Here is a 17,901-nt window from a genome sequence, read left to right on the forward strand (position 1 = left end):
TAGACGGTTACAATACCGGCACTGATCTGGATCAATTGTATGGTTTTGGTTGCGTATTTGTTTCTTGTGCTGTGTTTGTGCTCACATTTTATCACCCATTGGTGGTGTTTTAGTCAAACAAGCCTAAATGTAAAAAAACTTAGTAAAATGGCTTGCGTTAACGATCAGAATCCGTAATATACGCCTTCGTTAACGGGCAATCAGCTCGAAGAAACGTCTCAGTGATTAGCGTAGCTTGATAACGCATCCTGAGGTTAGGAATAGCGGGAGTAGAGGACGACCCTCTGATGCAGCGAAATCCTAGCAAAAATTTTCGGTGAATAGCGCAGCTTGGTAGCGCATCTGGTTTGGGACCAGAGGGTCGGGGGTTCGAATCCCTCTTCACCGACCACATTAAGAAAGCTTGCTTCTAAAGCAGGCTTTCGTCGTTTTAGAGCATGGATAACAGGGTTAGAATCCGAATGGGGTTCGTCTGATATTAGGATCTAGCTTTCTCTTTTCAACAGCAAACTTATTGCTGCAACGACTAATATTCAAACTCACAGTTCGCGGCCTTACTCTGCGAAAGTTGTGATACCTTAAAGCCACTATCTTTGAGCAAATCCAAAACACTCTGCTCACCAACTAGATGTAATGCACCGACAACCATCACGTAAGAGCCTTTGCGTTTAGGTGACCAGCTTGGTTCTGATAGTTGTTCCGCCCAGTCGATGTTTCTTTGGGTCATAAAACTCTGTTCGAATTCTGGAGACATTTCTGTCAGGCTGGCGAATTCGTTTAATTTATCCAAATCACCCGCTTTCCAACTTTCTATCAGGCAGTGAGTGGCATCTTCTGAATGGTCAAATTCCTCGATTGCACTGAGCAGCAATTCCTTACCGGCTTCTTTTTGACCCGTTAACAGATCGATTTGAAATTGTGGCGTTTCCAAACTGATGACAGGAATGTCTTGGACAGTCGCTTTGTACATCAAATGAGTATCGATGCCATAAGCGGCTTGGTAGCCGAAGTACTCGATTTGTTTCATCTGTAATGCGAGCGCGGTTGCCCATGGCGGGGACTGCATCAACTGTTGTTGATCCATGTTAAGTAGGTTAGCTATCCCTTTAAGCTCGCTTTGCTGTGCTGGGCTCAGGACATCTTGGGTTAGTAACGTCACGGGCGGGTAGCTGACCCCCTGTGTTTTACGTATGTCTGTTTCCATGATTAACCCGTCACTTGACTTTAGTCGTTCAGTGATTGTTTGAGGCAGTGGGTACATGCTTTCATCCCCGACATGGACTGAACCAAGGATAAGATAATTGAGATTGTCTTTCTGTGCTTGCCAGTAAAGTGGTTCCGCCTGAGAGGAAGCCGAAATAGTCAGTGTGAAAAACAGTAGCCACAATTTATGCATGGAGGGAGTTACCTTACGGAAAATTTGTTGAAACCAGATTTTTTAACGTGATTTAACGAGAGTAAATTGAGCTTAAAATCACACTTTTTCATTTTCATTCCAAGCTTAGCGTAATCTGACCAAGACTGTCATGTGAGCTGAGTCATGATTTATTAGTTAGCGTTATTGTTTGGCGTGATCCAATTCTCAGTAATTTCGTTAAATCAGTCATGTCGATTTTGACGTCTAATTTAAATCTTTGTTTTAATTGTTTTTTTAAATTATTCAATTGTTTCTCTTTGAACAAGATCACTTTAGAAAACAATTAATTTTACGGCTGGAAATAACTCGCGATATGTTGTTTGCATCTTAGTTTAAGAACCAACTGATGTTGGCTTAATTTACATTTCGGGGTAAGTCAGATGTTTAAACAAAATCTTCTAGCAACCTCTGTTGTTGCTACTTTAGCTGGGTGTTCGTCTTTTACGTCAACGGAGCAATCTACGGTTAACACGCTTGCGGATAACCTTGATATTCAGTATGAAATACTAACTAACCACGGCGCAAATGAAGGCCTTGCATGCCAAGAGTTGGGCGCAGAATGGGCTTCTTGTAACAAAGTAAACATGACGCTAGTTAACCAAGGTCAAGCGGTTGACTCTAAAGATTGGGCTATTTACTTCCACAGCATTCGTCTGATTCTGGATGTTGAAAACGAACAGTTCAAAATCTCTCGCGTTACGGGTGACCTACACAAACTAGAACCGACAGATAAGTTTGATGGTTTTGCTGCGGGTGAAGAGGTTGTGCTTCCTATTGTTGTTGAATACTGGCAGCTATTTGAAACTGACTTCATGCCAGGTGCGTTTGTTACTGCACCAAATGCAGAGCCTAAGATGATCGCTTCTCTTAACACAGAAGACGTTGCCTCTTTCGTGACTGGCCTTGAGGGTAACAACCTAAAACGTACGCCAGATGACAACAACGTATTTGCAAACGCTGTGTCTCGTTTCGAGAAGAACCAAGACCTAGCAAAACAAGATGTATCAACCACGTTACTACCAACGCCACTGTCTGTTGAAGCAGGTAAAGGCACAGTAGATATAGCCTCGGGTATCGCTCTGCCTAAAGACGCATTCGATGCGACTCAATACGCGGCAATTCAAACACGCGGCGAAGTGGTAGGTGTGGACGTTCAAGGCTCCCTTCCTGTAGGTATCACTGTTGTTCCTGCAGACTTCAGCGGTGAGTTGGCAAAATCTGGTGCTTACGAAATGAGCATCAAAGGCGACGGTATTGTGATTAAAGCGTTCGACCAAGCAGGTGCTTTCTACGCAGTACAATCACTCTTTGGCCTGGTAGATAGTCAAAATGCTGATTCTCTACCACAACTGTCTATTAAAGATGCGCCGCGTTTTGATTATCGTGGTGTGATGGTGGATGTGGCTCGTAACTTCCACTCTAAAGACGCAATTCTTGCAACGCTTGACCAAATGGCCGCGTACAAGATGAACAAACTACACCTTCACCTAACGGATGATGAAGGCTGGCGTTTAGAAATCCCGGGCCTGCCTGAGCTGACTGAAGTGGGTGCTAACCGTTGTTTCGATTTGGAAGAGAAAAGCTGTTTACTGCCTCAGCTTGGCTCAGGTTCAACATCAGATAACTTTGGCTCTGGCTACTTCAGCAAAGCAGATTACGTGGACATCTTGAAATACGCGAAAGCGCGTAACATTGAAGTGATTCCTGAAATCGATATGCCAGCGCACGCTCGTGCAGCCGTGGTATCAATGGAAGCACGTTACGACCGCCTAATGGAAGAAGGTAAAGAAGCACAAGCGAATGAATACCGCCTGATGGATCCTCAAGATACATCGAACGTAACCACGGTTCAGTTCTACAACAAGCAAAGCTTCATTAACCCATGTATGGAATCTTCAACTCGCTTTGTTGATAAAGTGATTTCAGAAGTAGCAGCGATGCACCAAGAAGCGGGCACGCCACTAACAACATGGCATTTCGGGGGTGACGAAGCGAAAAACATCAAGCTAGGCGCTGGTTTCCAAGATGTGAACGCTGAAGACAAAGTAAGCTGGAAGGGTACGATTGACCTGTCTAAACAAGACAAGCCATTCGCACAATCTCCACAATGTCAGACACTTATTGCAGACGGTACGGTAAGCGACTTTGCTCATCTACCAAGCTACTTTGCACAAGAAGTGTCTAAGATTGTTGCAGAGAAGGGCATTCCAAACTTCCAAGCTTGGCAAGATGGCCTTAAGTACAGTGAAGGTGAGAAAGCGTTCGCTACAGAAAACACACGTGTTAACTTCTGGGACGTTCTTTACTGGGGTGGCACATCATCAGTGTACGAGTGGTCCAAGAAAGGTTACGACGTGATCGTTTCTAACCCAGACTACGTTTACATGGACATGCCATACGAAGTTGACCCGAAAGAGCGTGGTTACTACTGGGCAACGCGTGCAACAGATACTCGTAAGATGTTTGGTTTTGCACCAGAGAACATGCCTCAGAACGCAGAAACCTCTGTAGACCGTGATGGCAATGGCTTTACTGGTAAAGGTGAAATAGAAGCGAAACCTTTCTACGGTCTATCAGCACAACTTTGGTCTGAGACAGTACGTAACGACGAGCAATACGAGTACATGGTATTCCCTCGCGTACTAGCAGCCGCTGAGCGTGCATGGCACCGTGCTGATTGGGAAAACGACTACAAAGTGGGTGTTGAATACTCGCAAAATTCTAACCTAGTAGACAAAGCTGCGTTAAACCAAGACTACAACCGCTTTGCGAACTTACTTGGCCAACGTGAACTGGCTAAGCTAGAGAAATCAGGTATCGACTACCGCCTACCTGTACCTGGTGCGAAAGTAGAAGATGGAACGCTTGCAATGAACGTTCAGTTCCCTGGTGTCAAGCTTCAATACTCTCTAGACGGCAAGAACTGGCTAACTTACGCAGATAATGCTCGTCCAAATGTGAAAGGTGAAGTCTTCATCCGCTCTGTGTCTGATACAGGCGAGAGAGTAAGCCGCGTGACTAGCGTGAAGTGATTTTCTCCCTTTCCGATAGAGGGAAAAGCAAACAAAAACGCCCGATCTATGATAGGTCGGGCGTTTTCATATATGAAGCTGCGATTAAGCGATTTGAGTTTGCTGCTCTTCGATTTGCTCAGCATTGCTGATTGGAGATTCTGCGCCGTGCATCCAACGAACCAGTGTGTTTGAGAACAAGAGCAAAATGACACCAGATATGATTGCGGTTACCGCGATGCCACTAAAGATAGCAAATGCGCCAAGTTCGCCAACATGTGAGCCAACATAGCCAGCGACATAGTTAGCAATCGCATTACAGCCGAACCACGCGCCCATCATCAGAGAAGCGAGGCGGAGCGGGGCTAACTTAGTCACTAATGACAAACCGATTGGAGACAGGCAAAGCTCACCGAGGGTATGGAAGAAGAAAGCGCCAACTAGCCATAGCATGGAGGTTTTCACCGTGGTATCACCACCTTGTTCAATTACCGCACCGACCATACATAGGAAACCAAGTGCGAGGAAGAACATAGCGAGAGCAAATTTGACGGGTGAGTTTGGCTCTCGTTTCCCAAGCTTGACCCAAAGTACTGCAAGTAAAGGAGCAAGTGTAATGATGAAGAATGGATTAAGTGATTGGAACCAAGCCGCAGGTACTTCGAAGCCGCCAATCATACGATCTGTATATTGCTGGGTGTAGATGTTCATCAGACCACCCGCTTGCTCAAAGCCAGCCCAGAAGACAATAGTGAACAGGCTCATCACCAAAATAACTTTGATGCGGTCAAATTCTTCTTTCGTTAATGGCTCTTTCTTAGAGGATTTTTTGAGGGCCAAATCTCTCTTGGCTGCAGGCTCGCGGCCAATGTCCCCAAGCCATGACTGAGCGAGGCTCATCTGCATGATCAGGCTGATGAGCATACCGATACCCGCGACAACAAAGCCAGACTTCCAGCCAAATTCATTGGTAACAGAGCCCGCGACAACTCCTGCTAGTAGCGCGCCTATGTTGATACCCATGTAAAAAATGGTAAACGCTCCATCGCGTCGGTTATCGCCTTCCTGATACAAGTCACCCACCATGGTTGAGATGTTTGGCTTAAATAGGCCATTACCCGCTATTAAAAGCGCAAGGCCAAGGTAAAAGGTGTGTACGGTACCTAGCCCCAACATATCTGCTGGCATGGCTAAGGTGAATTGGCCGACGGCCATTAAAGCGCCACCAATAAGAATAGAGCGGCGTTGTCCGAGGTAGTTATCGGCTAGCCATCCGCCAATAAGGGGAGTGATGTAAACGAGTCCAGTATAGATGCCGTAGAGATCCAAAGCATCTTTAGTCGACCAGCCTAAACCACCGTCAAGTGTTGCATCGGTAAGGTAAAGAACAAGGATTGCACGCATTGCGTAGTAAGAAAAGCGTTCCCAAAGTTCGGTACCGAACAAAAGGAACAAGCCACGAGGGTGTCCAAAGAATTGTTGATGTTGGTTTGACATAAATATTACTAATGTTTGTTATTAAAGAATTTTATTTGCTTTCTACATATACTCCGTAGTAGATCTATCTGCAATGGCTCTATTTATTAGTCATGCTTATGGTTTTGTTGTAACCGTTTGAAATAAAAGAAATAATGGCTTTTAATTGCTGAAAATAACGTACCATAAACTTAGTTTGCAAAATCGAGATTATGATTTTTACAATATGCTGTCATATCTGAAAAAAAGAGAAGTGGGCTGCGCTGAGAAAGGGTGGCTAGTAAGTGAGCAAACTGATTGCTTTGCAGTATTTGAAGAAGTTTGTTGTGAAATAAGAAAGAGGCTCAATGAGCCTCTTTTAAGTTTGGTTAGTATGAGTCGTTGTGAACGCTCTGAACAGCTCGGCCTGATGGGTCAGCCATGTTCTTGAATGACTCGTCCCATTCAATCGCCTTAGCTGAAGAACAAGCGACTGATGGGCCGCCAGGGACACATTCTGCCGCCGATGGAAGCGGGAATAGTTCTTCAAAGATTTCACGGTATACATAGCCTTCTTTTGTTGTCGGCGTGTTGTATGGGAAGCGGTAGGCAGCCGTTTCCATTTGCTGATCAGAGACTTTTGCTTCAGCCACTTCTTTAAGCGTATCGATCCAGCTGTATCCGACACCATCAGAGAACTGCTCTTTCTGACGCCATGCGATTGAATCTGGTAGGTAGTGTTCGAAACACTCACGCAGGATGTGTTTCTCCATCTTACCGTTACCACACATCTTATCTTCTGGGTTTAGGCGCATTGCCACATCGATAAATTCTTTGTCTAGGAAAGGCACTCGACCTTCAACGCCCCATGCCGCAAGTGATTTGTTCGCGCGTGCACAGTCGAACATGTTGAGAGCAAGCAGCTTACGAACCGTCTCTTCGTGGAACTCTTTTGCGTTTGGTGCTTTGTGGAAGTAGAGGTAGCCACCGAAGATTTCATCGGCACCTTCACCAGAAAGCACCATCTTGATACCCATTGCTTTAATTTTACGACCCATAAGGAACATAGGTGTCGAAGCACGGATGGTTGTTACGTCATAAGTCTCGATATGGTAGATAACGTCACGAATTGCGTCTAAACCTTCTTGAATCGTATAAGTCATCTCATGGTGAACAGTACCGATTTTGTCTGCCACTTCTCGCGCTGCTTTTAAGTCAGGCGCACCCTCTAAGCCGACCGCAAATGAGTGCAGTTGTGGCCACCATGCTTCGGACTTCTCATCATCTTCAATACGCATCGCCGCAAAACGTTTTGCTACCGCTGAAGTAATAGAAGAGTCCAAGCCGCCAGAGAGAAGCACACCGTAAGGCACGTCTGTCATGAGCTGGCGCTTAACTGCAGCTTCAAGTGCTTCAGTCAACTCTTCTTTGCTGGTGGAGTTGCCTTGGACTGCAGCGTACTCATTCCAGTCACGGATGTAGTAGCGTTGAGGCTCTGCATCACCACTTCCATAGTAACAACCAGGAGGGAACTCGCTGACGGTTTTACAGACTGGCACCAATGCTTTCATTTCAGATGCGACATAGTAGTTACCGTGTTCATCGTAACCTTGGTAAAGCGGAATGATACCAATGTGATCACGACCGACGAGATAGGTGTCTTTCTCTTCATCATACAGAACGAATGCGAAAATACCGTTGAGTTCTTCGAGAAGGTCAGCGCCCATATCTTGGTAAAGCGCTAGGATGACTTCACAGTCAGAGTCGGTTTGAAAATCGTATTTACCTTCATAACGTGCACGGATTTCCTTGTGGTTGTAGATTTCACCGTTTACCGCAAGGATGTGCTTTTTATCAGCGCTATACAGAGGTTGTGCTCCACTATTTAATCCAACAATAGCAAGACGCTCATGAGCGAGAATGGCTTTGTCTGAAGAATAGATACCTGACCAGTCAGGGCCACGATGACGAAGTTTCTTAGACATTTCTAGCGCTACAGGGCGAAGGGACTGAGCATCACTTTTGATGTCTAGAATACCGAAGATAGAACACATACAACTTCCTTATAAACCTTATTTAATCTGCTGAGTTCAATTTGCCATTTTGATTAAAAAAATCAACACTCACTGATAAAAAAGTTTAACTAACAAGGTTGTTGTTAAATTTTATCTAACATTAGCCTTGATTTGATGAATTGATTCTATGTTTAGTTCGTTTTTTAAACGATTTAAGGTGTTAGTAAAGAAAAGGCAGCTATGTCGCTGCCTTGTTCGTACGTTATTGTGAGGTGCTGAAGGTCGGTTTCAATTGCTCACAGACGTGCCTAGCGAAGCCACTCCCTGCTTCGCTATATATGTTAAACGCAGCGTCTACCCCTCCTTCATTCAGGCTTTCAAGCTGATCAGGGTATGCTGCGATAGCTGCGATCTGGCCTTGAAATTTTTTGCTCTGTAGCTGCTCTAGTGCAGTTTGGTTCCCTTGGTGATGAGGCATGGCGAGTAGAACTAACTTTACGTTGGCCGTATCGAGGATACGTTCCCAGAAGTCAGGGTCAGTGGCATCTCCGGCGATCACATTTCGTCCTTCAGCTTGATGCTGTACAGCCGCGTCCTCTCTCACTTCAATACCTAAGCAAATCTTTCCATAACGCGAGCGTAACTCATCATAGGCACCAGTGCCTATGCGTCCCATACCAAGGATCAGAACTTGAGCATTCCCCGGATTAATGAGCTGATCGCGAGTGTGAAGTTTCTCCGCTGCATGTTCTTTTAACCAGCGGCCAGAACGACGGTATAACTCGTGGCCTTTACGGTTGAGTGGTGATGCTAGAACAAAGGAGATGGAGACTGCCAATGCTAAAGCAACCAATATATCTCCGCTCATCCAGCCCATTTTAAAGGCGAGTCCACCAACGATGAGACCGAATTCACTAAAGTTAAATAGGCTCAGTGTGGTGAGTAATGAAGTCCGTACACGGAACTTAAAGGTGTTTAGTACGGCAAAATATAGAATCCCTTTCAGTGGCAATAGCAGTAAGAACAAAATAGCTAAGGCAAAACCTGACATGGTAGGTTGCGCTGCCAAACCGATATTGAGGAAAAAACAAACGAGAAAAAGTTCTTTTAGATTAAACAGTGATTTAGAAAGTTCTGATGCCTTGCGGTGCCCAGCAAGGAGCATTCCTAGGATCAAAGCGCCAAGATCTGGCTTCATTCCGACCAGCTCGAATAACCCAGCACCGACGACTAGCGCAAAGAAAATACCGAATAGTACCAGCATTTCGCCATGGCCAACCCAGTCGAGCATCTTGTAAAAGGCAGGGCGCAATAATGGTAGAGCAAAGAGTACAATGGCGTACCACTCAGGCAGTTTGCCCGTTGAAGCGGTTAGAAACACCACAGCAAAGATGTCCTGCATAACTAGAATACCAATCGCCATAGTGCCGTAAGTGGCATTCATCTCCCCTTTTTCTTGGAGAGATTTCACGGCGAAAACGGTACTAGAGAAAGAGAGTGCGAAACCAAGCAGGAGCAATTGCTCTGCAGACATGCTCGCTAGTGAGCTGACACCTAAGAATTTGAAGCAGAGTAGGGCAGCACTAAATAAAAGGGTAGATAGCAGATTGTGTATGGTGGCCCCCGCCCAGATTTCTTTGGATAGTAGTGTTTTGATATCCAGTTTTAAACCGATTGTGAACAGCAAGAGGGTCACTCCAAGATCGGCCAGCGTGACTATGGTGCCATTCGTTTCAAAACCAAAAGCGTGCAAAGCAAAACCAGCCAGTAAGAAACCGACCAAAGGGGGCAAGTTGCACTTGAGGGTAATGAACCCAGCCAGAAAGGCGGAAGAGATTAAAATGAGTTCCATATGAATCTGATTCTTGTCCTAATAAAAACGGGTTACATAATTGTAACCCGTTATTCTAACTCAACTGATTGCTTACTAGATCAATCTTCGAGCAATTTTTGTAACAAAACGCCGTTTAGCATCGCACGTTTTATCATTGCAAATGCCCCAATCGTTGGCTGGCTATCGATCTCAGAGGCGACAATCGGCAGTCCACTGTGGAAAGTAGTGAGAGACTGGTTTTCCACATTGCGGCGAATTGCAGGGAAAATAATCTCTTCGCAACGGGTAATATCCCCGGCGATAACGATTTTTTGTGGGTTAAACAAGTTAATAGTAATTGCAATGGCTTTACCTAACTGGTTACCTACTCGAACCAAACTTTGTTTGGCCAGTTCATCACCCATGTTTGCGTGATCACACACTTCTTTAATCGTAATGGTTTCCAGTTCTGTCAGGCTGGATTCATAACCTTGTTTGATTAATTTTTTTACTCGCTCAACGATCGCAGGGTTAGCTGCTACCGTTTCGAGGCAACCAAAGTTACCGCACTGGCATTGTTCCCCTAGGGGATCGATCTGAATATGACCAATTTCACCGACGTTGCGATTGAAACCCAAGAAAACTTGGCCGTTGACGATAATACCTGCCCCTGTACCACGATGAACACTGACTAAAATCGAATCTTGGCAATCTTTGCTGGCACCAAAGTAATGCTCAGCCAGCGCCATACCTCGCACATCGTTACCGACGAAACATTGAACATGGAAGGTGTTTTCGATCAGCTCTGCGAGGGCAAGGTTATCGATACTGATGTTAGGCATATACTCGACAACGCCAGTTTCAGGGTTCACCAGACCGGGTAGAGAAACACCAATGGCGATCAACTGGTTGATGACCGAGTGGTTAGATTGAATAAAGTTTTTTAGGTGAGAGGTGAGACCGTCAACTAAATCTTCTTGAGTGGTATAGAAGAATTCCTGATATCCAGAAACCAATTCTTTACCACCAAGATTGTAGAGGCTGAATTGAATGTAATCTCTGCCCAAACGTACGGCTACTGAATGGAAAGGCTCGACTTCGGTGGTCAGTGAAATCGCACGACGACCTCCCGTTGAGGCTTGCTGTGCGACTTCTTTGATAAGACCACGTTCGAGTAATTGGCGGGTGATCTTTGTAACGCTTGCTGGCGCGAGTTGACTAACGTCCGCGACTTGGATTCGAGATATCGGCCCTTGTTGATCGATCAGTCGATAAACTGCTGCGCTATTTAGCTGTTTTACTAAGTCTACGTTACCTATTTGTCCGCCATTCATTCTTAACTTTGCTCGTATTGTCCATTAACAACCGTCGCTTGAACTTTGAAGTCACGATCGAAGACTGTCAGATTTGCAACCATGCCTTGTTTGATACGGCCTAGTTGCTCATCAACCCCTATTGCTTTCGCTGGGTATAGGGTTGCCATGCGAAGTGCTTCGTCCAGCGCGATACCGACGTGCTCAACGGTATTTTGTACAGCTTCTATCATTGTCAGTGCTGAACCGCCTAGTGTGCCATTTTCATCAACACACTTACCATCTCGGTAATATACTTTCTTACCAACAAAAATAAAGTAATCCATGTCAGCGCCTGCAGGAGCTGTGGCATCTGTCACTAATACTAATTTTTCGCCTTTGATTTTGTGAGCGATGCGAATGTTTGCATAATCGACATGGAACCCATCGGCGATGACGCCCGCGTAAACGTCTGAGGTATCGTAGATTGCTCCAACTACCCCAGGCTCACGCCCCACCATAGGCGTCATTGCATTAAATAGATGAGTAGCGAACGTGATACCAGCGTCAAAGCTCTGACGAGCTTCAGAATACGTCGCATTGGTATGACCGATTGATACGACAATCCCCGCAGCTCTTAGGCGTTTGATGTGTGCAGGGTCATTATGTTCTGGTGCGAGTGTCACTTTTGCAATGACATCTGCGTTTTCACACATGAAATCGATCATGTTGTCTTCTGATGGTCGGATATGATCAACGCTATGAATGCCTTTTTTCATCACATTTAAATACGGCCCCTCAAGGTGCAGGCCTAGTGATTGGTTTTGGTATTGAGCATGGTAATCACGTGCAGCTGATACTGCTTGACGCATATCTTCATCAGAAGAAGTGATAAGAGTAGGAAGGAAGCTAGTACAGCCAGACTTAAGATTTGCTTCATGCATGATTTGCATGGTTTCAGCAGTGATCTCGTCATTCAACATGACACCACCACAACCATTTAGCTGCAGATCGATAAATCCGGGACTAAGATTTGCTCCGTTTAAGTCCTGAACTTCAATATCATGAGGAAGGTCAGCTACCGGGCATAGCGAATCTATCAGTTGGTCTTTAATGACGACTGCGTGGTCGACAAGAACGTCGTTGCCGGTGAAGATCTTACAGTTAGTTAGCGCATACATGGTTAGCTAATCCTTATAAGTTTGATTTTTAATACTTCTATCCGCCTAACTGAAACATTCATTACGTATCTTTATACTTTATTCGTGAGCTTCAATTAGGTCGCAAAATATCTTGAGCAAGCAAGAGATATTCTATCTGAAATTACATTCTGTCTCATTTAAAAGCTTGCTGAATATGAAGAAGCTTACTGGGTAATACCAGATAGACTTCTTGAACTACGAGCATTGTCATGATGATAATAAGTTCAGAATACCGTGAATATTAGGTGTGCGTTGCTATTTTTTTGTATTGTAAAATAAGTTTTATGATCTCGCTAGCAAAATCCTCGAATTAGGCCATTTTCTGGTGATTATGATCACAATTGATAAGGTTTTAATTTGCGGGGCAAAATTAATGGCATACACTGAGCAGGACTAAATTGAGCGAATAAAAAAAGTCGCTCAGCCAAAAATACAAAAATCCTATAGGGGGAACTATACGGTGAATATTCTCGGATACTTTCAGAAGGTAGGTAAGGCGCTTATGGTGCCTGTAGCTACTCTTCCTGCTGCAGCAATACTCATGGGTATTGGTTACTGGATAGACCCAGCAGGTTGGGGTGGTAACAGTGCAGTTGCCGCTTTCCTAGTCCAAGCTGGTGCAGCAATCATTGATAACATGTCTGTATTGTTTGCAATTGGTGTTGCTTACGGTATGTCAAAAGACAAAGATGGCGCAGCAGCTCTCGCAGGCTTCGTTGCTTACACAGTCATTACCACTTTACTTAGCCCTGGTACGGTGGAGCAAATTGGCCTAGTAGCTCTTGATGACCCAGAAACTAAATTGGCTTTTGCTAAAGTTGGTAACCAGTTTATTGGTATTCTTTCTGGTATTGTTGCTGCTGAGCTCTACAACCGTTATTACCAAGTTGAGCTACCAAAAGCATTGGCGTTCTTCTCAGGCAAGCGCCTAGTACCAATCCTAACTTCTTTCGCCGGTATCATCCTCTCTTTTGTGCTTATGTACGTGTGGCCAGTCATCTTTACGGGTCTAGTCTCTTTCGGTGAAGGCATCACTAACCTAGGTGAGGTTGGTTCTGGTTTGTACGGCTTCTTCAACCGTCTACTTATCCCTGTAGGTCTGCACCATGCGCTAAACTCTGTATTTTGGTTTGACATGGCTGGCATTAATGACTTGGGTAACTTCTGGGCGGCAGGTAACGTTGTCGAGCAAGGTGGTCAACTTGTTAAATTAAACTCTGATGGTGAAGTGATTGGTGTTATTGGTGAGCTAGGTCGCTACATGGGAGGTTACTTTCCTGTAATGATGTTTGGTCTGCCAGGTGCTGCACTTGCTATCTACCACACTGCTAAACCTGAGAATAAAGCCAAAGTTGCTTCTATTATGATTGCTGCTGGTTTTGCATCGTTCTTTACTGGTGTTACTGAGCCTCTTGAGTTTTCATTCATGTTCCTAGCGCCTGTGTTATATGTTATACACGCGGCTCTAACAGGGATTTCTCTATACATTGCTGACCTAATGAACTGGACTGCTGGCTTTGGCTTCTCTGCAGGCTTAGTTGATATGATTCTATCTTCAGCGAAACCTGAGTCAAACCAATGGTATATGCTAATCCTTCAAGGTTTTGTGTTCTTCGCTCTGTACTACACAATCTTCCGTACTGTTATCGTGAAGTTTGGTCTGAAGACCCCGGGTCGCGAAGACGACGAAAGCGCTGAAACGTCTGGTGTGACAGGCTCTGAAAATTCTTCTGAGCTAGCGAAACAATACCTTAAAGCTCTTGGCGGTCACAGCAACATCGATAATATCGATGCTTGTATCACTCGCCTACGTCTCACTATCAAAGACACTAGCTTAATCAGTGAGAAGACACTGAAAGACTTGGGAGCGATGGGAGTTGTGAAGCTTGGTTCTAACAATGTCCAAGTTATTCTAGGACCCTTAGCTGAAATCGTTGCGGGTGAAATGAAAAACATCCCAGCGGATGCTGATTTATCAGATGTGCAATTACCAGCTTAGCTTGCTAGCTAGCTAAAAACTTTAGTCTTATACAAAATCCCCAAGTACACACTTGGGGATTTTTTGTATTCACTTCTTGCCGGATACCAGATATCAAGCGAGCCCTTCATATGATTTACTCAATAAATTTGCTGATTTCATAAGCAAAGCCAGCGTGCCAGTCTACTATCGATGGATTATTTACCAATAAAAGTCTGGTTATAGTTGTGTAATTGCGAAGAATTGTGGATCATTAGCCGTTATATGTTTGGCGTCGCTAATGACGAACACAAACACTATTTTTCTCTGACAATACTAAAATAATTGAGGTGCTATAGATGAGTGAAGCTGAGGCTCGTCCATCGAACTTCATTCGCCAAATCATTGATAAAGATTTAGCGGATGGTAAACACACTAGCGTGCATACTCGTTTCCCGCCGGAACCGAACGGTTACTTGCATATCGGTCATGCTAAGTCAATTTGTTTAAACTTTGGTATTGCTCAGGACTATCAAGGACAGTGTAATCTTCGTTTTGATGACACGAACCCTGAAAAAGAAGACGTTGAATACGTTGAGTCTATTAAGAATGATGTGAGCTGGTTAGGCTTTGAGTGGGATGGTGAGATTTGTTACTCATCAAACTACTTCGATAAGCTTTACGAGTACGCGGTTGAATTAATTGAGAAAGGCTTAGCGTATGTTGAAGAGCTAAGTCCTGAGCAGATTCGTGAATACCGTGGAACGTTGACAACACCGGGTAAACCAAGCCCATACCGTGACCGCAGTGTGGAAGAAAACTTAGCGTTATTTGAAAAAATGCGCAAGGGTGGCTTTGAAGAAGGGAAAGCGTGCTTGCGTGCGAAAATTGACCTTGCGTCTTCTTTCATCGTACTGCGTGATCCTGTTCTATACCGTGTTCGCTTTGCTGAGCACCACCAAACGGGTGATAAGTGGTGCATTTATCCAATGTACGACTTCACACATTGTATCTCGGATGCGCTAGAGGGGATTACTCACTCTTTATGTACGCTTGAGTTCCAAGATAATCGTCGCCTATACGATTGGGTACTAGAGAACATCTCTATTGATTGTCAGCCACGCCAGTACGAGTTCAGCCGTCTAAACCTAGAATACACGGTGATGTCTAAGCGTAAGTTGAACCAGCTTGTGACTGAAAACTTAGTTAACGGGTGGGATGACCCTCGTATGCCAACTATTTCTGGCTTGCGTCGTCGTGGCTTCACGCCTGCATCGATTCGTGAATTTTGTAAGCGTATTGGTGTTACTAAGCAAGAAAATATGATTGAGTTTGGTTCACTAGAATCTTGTATTCGTGATGATCTAAACGAAAACGCGCCTCGTGCTATGGCTGTGCTTGATCCAGTTAAGGTTGTTATCGAAAACTATGATGAAGGTAAGGTTGAAATACTCAGCGTTGCTAATCATCCTAACAAGCCTGAGATGGGTGAGCGTGAAGTACCATTCACCCGTGAACTCTGGATTGAACGTGAAGACTTCCGCGAAGAAGCGAACAAGAAGTACAAGCGATTGGTTCTGGGGAAAGAAGTGCGCCTACGTGGTGCTTACGTGATCAAAGCAGAGCGTATCGAAAAAGATGCAGAGGGTAATATTAGCACCATCTACTGTAGCTACGATGTAGACACTTTAGGTAAGAACCCAGCTGATGGCCGTAAAGTGAAAGGTGTTATTCACTGGGTATCGGCAGATAAAGGCCTACCTGCTGAGATTCGCCTATACGATCGCTTGTTCACAGTGCCAAACCCAGCAGCAGCCGATAACTTTGCTGAGACAATCAACCCTGACTCACTTGTTGTGATGAATGGGGTTGTAGAACCAAGTCTAGCTACTGCCGAAGCTGAAAAGGGTTACCAGTTTGAGCGTATGGGCTATTTCTGCGCAGACTCAAAAGATTCTTCCGCAGATAAGCTAGTCTTCAATCGCACTGTAGGTCTACGTGATACCTGGGCGAAAATTGAAGCAAAATAAGCGTTAAATAAAACAGCCAGTCATATGACTGGCTGTTTTATTTGATAAAAGAAAAGCGCTCATGATTGGAACGCTTGTCTAATTCGTTATTTTTTCAATTTATGTGCATCTGGGTTGTCGCGGCAGCTGCCATCTGCACATTTACCGTAAAGGTATAAACTGTGGTTTGTCAGAATGACATTATACTGAGCCGCAATCTCTTTCTGACGTTCTTCTATGATGTCATCTGCAAATTCGATCACTTCCCCACAATCCAGACATACTAAATGGTCATGGTGGTGCTGGGTAGATAGTTCAAAAACTGATTTGCCACCTTCAAAATGGTGTCGAGTAACAATACCTGCATCATCAAATTGGTTCAGAACTCGATAAACTGTCGCAAGCCCGATCTCTTCTCCAAGATCTATGAGCTTTTTGTACAGTTCTTCAGCGCTGATATGTTGGCATTCCGGCTGTTGGAGTACTTCTAAAATCTTCAGTCTCGGAAGTGTAACTTTAAGACCAGCGTCCTTAAGAGCTTGGTTATTGTCTGACATAAACTTTCCTGTTGATGATCTGCGGTAATTAACAGAATTCAATATTCCTATCATTATAGGGTAGTACAAGATAACAATAAACCACGAAGTTCAAAGGGTTACTAGTATTTTTTTATAAACACGTGTAGCGTCACTGATAATACACATCAGACTAGTTACAATTGTTTAACATCTAGTTGTGAAGGCTCTATTTCAGGGATGAAAGAATGAATAAATCACTAGCTAAAATTTACAAGCCTGGAATCGTAAAGTTTGCTCTTAATGTCTGGCCTCCATTCTGGGGGGCTGGCATCAGGATCATTTCAATAAGCGAAGATTTTCGTCAGGTCAAAATGAAACTCAAACTGCGCTGGTGGAATAAAAATGCGAACCGCACTCAGTATGGCGGTAGTATTTTTTCTCTGACTGACCCTGTTTATTCATTAATGCTGATGGGAATTTTAGGTGAGCGTTACTATGTGTGGGATAAAGAAGCGAGTATTAACTTTATAAAGCCAGGGCAAAGTGATCTCTACGCAGACTTTATTGTCTCTCAGGAGTTGCTTGATGATATTTTACTGAAAACATCGAATGGAGATAAGTGTTTCCCTGAATTTGTGATTTATGTAAAAGATGAAACCGGTAATGTGGTTTCGGAGGTGCAGCGTAAACTTTATGTGCGCAAAAAGCCTCAATATCGAGAAGAAGAAGCTGAAGAACAAGCTGTATAGGTAAATGCTCACTGACCATGGAGTGTGTTCATGCGGAATACCTTTGAATTGTTGTTTTCTATTCTGGCGCACTTCTAAATATCTACCGCTGTTTTAAGTGTTGCAAAGTAACCCCATTTTCTGCCACAGAGTAATGACTACCATTCCCCCTCTCATCATATATTCACCCAATTGACCGACGTTAAACCATGATTCAATCTTTTTTTTATATGTAAAAATACTGATGCTTTTGTTTGTTTTTAAGCCCTAAAATAATGCAATGATCAAGATCTTATAACTGAGAAAGTTCCTTTCTTAATTATTTTTATGCGAGTGACTTCAAAGTTGCTTCATTGGTTGTTTGTTTTAAGCGATTGATTTTTAATGTCTTTTTTGTTTCTAACTTGGTGTTGTTATTGATAATTAGACCTCGATCACTATGTTTATAAAAATTTGTAGCGGGTCATATTTTTTTATCTTGAAA

Annotated in this window: 11 protein-coding genes and 1 tRNA gene; 5 read left to right on the forward strand and 7 right to left on the reverse strand. The window is 44.0% G+C overall.

Annotated elements, in window-relative coordinates; genetic code table 11:
- Positions 1 to 314: 314 nt before the first annotated feature.
- Positions 315 to 391 (forward strand) — tRNA-Pro (locus CTT30_RS03535).
- A gap of 135 nt (positions 392 to 526) precedes the next feature.
- Here the strand turns inward: CTT30_RS03535 and CTT30_RS03540 are convergent.
- Positions 527 to 1,396: a TraB/GumN family protein gene (locus tag CTT30_RS03540; protein WP_252036055.1), complete on the reverse strand. Its 870-nt coding sequence runs from the start codon at positions 1,394 to 1,396 to the stop codon at positions 527 to 529.
- Positions 1,397 to 1,797: 401 nt separating this feature from the next.
- Between CTT30_RS03540 and CTT30_RS03545 the strand changes: the two genes are divergently transcribed.
- Positions 1,798 to 4,449, forward strand: coding sequence for a beta-N-acetylhexosaminidase (locus CTT30_RS03545; protein WP_252036056.1), 2,652 nt, complete (start codon positions 1,798 to 1,800; stop codon positions 4,447 to 4,449).
- A gap of 84 nt (positions 4,450 to 4,533) precedes the next feature.
- Here CTT30_RS03545 and CTT30_RS03550 read toward each other — a convergent pair whose 3' ends face one another.
- The 5 genes from CTT30_RS03550 to nagA form a co-directional block, all read right to left on the reverse strand.
- Complete coding sequence (locus CTT30_RS03550; RefSeq protein WP_239867426.1) at positions 4,534 to 5,925, reverse strand: peptide MFS transporter; 1,392 nt, start codon at positions 5,923 to 5,925, stop codon at positions 4,534 to 4,536.
- Between the two features lie 347 nt (positions 5,926 to 6,272).
- Positions 6,273 to 7,937, reverse strand: a complete 1,665-nt coding sequence (gene asnB / locus CTT30_RS03555; protein WP_252036057.1) for an asparagine synthase B — start codon at positions 7,935 to 7,937, stop codon at positions 6,273 to 6,275.
- A gap of 223 nt (positions 7,938 to 8,160) precedes the next feature.
- Positions 8,161 to 9,750: a cation:proton antiporter domain-containing protein gene (locus tag CTT30_RS03560; RefSeq protein ID WP_239876442.1), complete on the reverse strand. Its 1,590-nt coding sequence runs from the start codon at positions 9,748 to 9,750 to the stop codon at positions 8,161 to 8,163.
- A gap of 80 nt (positions 9,751 to 9,830) precedes the next feature.
- On the reverse strand, positions 9,831 to 11,045 hold the full coding sequence (nagC, locus tag CTT30_RS03565; protein WP_239837539.1) for a DNA-binding transcriptional regulator NagC: 1,215 nt from the start codon (positions 11,043 to 11,045) through the stop codon (positions 9,831 to 9,833).
- A 2-nt stretch (positions 11,046 to 11,047) separates the two neighbouring features.
- Positions 11,048 to 12,184, reverse strand: a complete 1,137-nt coding sequence (gene nagA / locus CTT30_RS03570) for an N-acetylglucosamine-6-phosphate deacetylase (RefSeq protein ID WP_239876443.1) — start codon at positions 12,182 to 12,184, stop codon at positions 11,048 to 11,050.
- A 481-nt stretch (positions 12,185 to 12,665) separates the two neighbouring features.
- Between nagA and nagE the strand changes: the two genes are divergently transcribed.
- Both nagE and glnS read left to right on the forward strand, forming a co-directional pair.
- Complete coding sequence (gene nagE / locus CTT30_RS03575; protein ID WP_252036058.1) at positions 12,666 to 14,204, forward strand: N-acetylglucosamine-specific PTS transporter subunit IIBC; 1,539 nt, start codon at positions 12,666 to 12,668, stop codon at positions 14,202 to 14,204.
- Positions 14,205 to 14,521: 317 nt separating this feature from the next.
- Positions 14,522 to 16,192 carry a glutamine--tRNA ligase gene (glnS, locus tag CTT30_RS03580; RefSeq protein ID WP_252036059.1) on the forward strand — a complete coding sequence of 557 codons (1,671 nt, stop codon included), beginning with the start codon at positions 14,522 to 14,524 and terminating at the stop codon, positions 16,190 to 16,192.
- A gap of 86 nt (positions 16,193 to 16,278) precedes the next feature.
- Here the strand turns inward: glnS and fcrX are convergent, their stop codons facing one another.
- Entirely contained in the window at positions 16,279 to 16,728 is a 450-nt protein-coding gene (gene fcrX / locus CTT30_RS03585) for a ferric iron uptake transcriptional regulator FcrX (RefSeq protein WP_239837543.1), read from the reverse strand.
- Between the two features lie 206 nt (positions 16,729 to 16,934).
- Between fcrX and CTT30_RS03590 the strand changes: the two genes are divergently transcribed.
- Positions 16,935 to 17,438 (forward strand): DUF4442 domain-containing protein, encoded by a 504-nt coding sequence (locus tag CTT30_RS03590; RefSeq protein ID WP_239837544.1) that lies wholly within the window; start codon positions 16,935 to 16,937, stop codon positions 17,436 to 17,438.
- Positions 17,439 to 17,901 lie beyond the last annotated feature (463 nt).

It is taken from the genome of Vibrio coralliilyticus, assembly GCF_024449095.1.
GTDB lineage: Bacteria > Pseudomonadota > Gammaproteobacteria > Enterobacterales > Vibrionaceae > Vibrio > Vibrio coralliilyticus_A.

What these genes read in the sequence shown, in the direction of transcription:
- CTT30_RS03550 (WP_239867426.1), bottom strand. Translation starts at nt 5,925, where the DNA reads ATGTCAAACCAACATCAACAATTCTTTGGACACCCTCGTGGCTTGTTC.
- fcrX (WP_239837543.1), bottom strand. Translation starts at nt 16,728, where the DNA reads ATGTCAGACAATAACCAAGCTCTTAAGGACGCTGGTCTTAAAGTTACA.
- asnB (WP_252036057.1), bottom strand. Translation starts at nt 7,937, where the DNA reads ATGTGTTCTATCTTCGGTATTCTAGACATCAAAAGTGATGCTCAGTCC.
- CTT30_RS03590 (WP_239837544.1), top strand. Translation starts at nt 16,935, where the DNA reads ATGAATAAATCACTAGCTAAAATTTACAAGCCTGGAATCGTAAAGTTT.
- CTT30_RS03540 (WP_252036055.1), bottom strand. Translation starts at nt 1,396, where the DNA reads ATGCATAAATTGTGGCTACTGTTTTTCACACTGACTATTTCGGCTTCC.
- CTT30_RS03545 (WP_252036056.1), top strand. Translation starts at nt 1,798, where the DNA reads ATGTTTAAACAAAATCTTCTAGCAACCTCTGTTGTTGCTACTTTAGCT.
- CTT30_RS03560 (WP_239876442.1), bottom strand. Translation starts at nt 9,750, where the DNA reads ATGGAACTCATTTTAATCTCTTCCGCCTTTCTGGCTGGGTTCATTACC.
- nagA (WP_239876443.1), bottom strand. Translation starts at nt 12,184, where the DNA reads ATGTATGCGCTAACTAACTGTAAGATCTTCACCGGCAACGACGTTCTT.
- glnS (WP_252036059.1), top strand. Translation starts at nt 14,522, where the DNA reads ATGAGTGAAGCTGAGGCTCGTCCATCGAACTTCATTCGCCAAATCATT.
- nagC (WP_239837539.1), bottom strand. Translation starts at nt 11,045, where the DNA reads ATGAATGGCGGACAAATAGGTAACGTAGACTTAGTAAAACAGCTAAAT.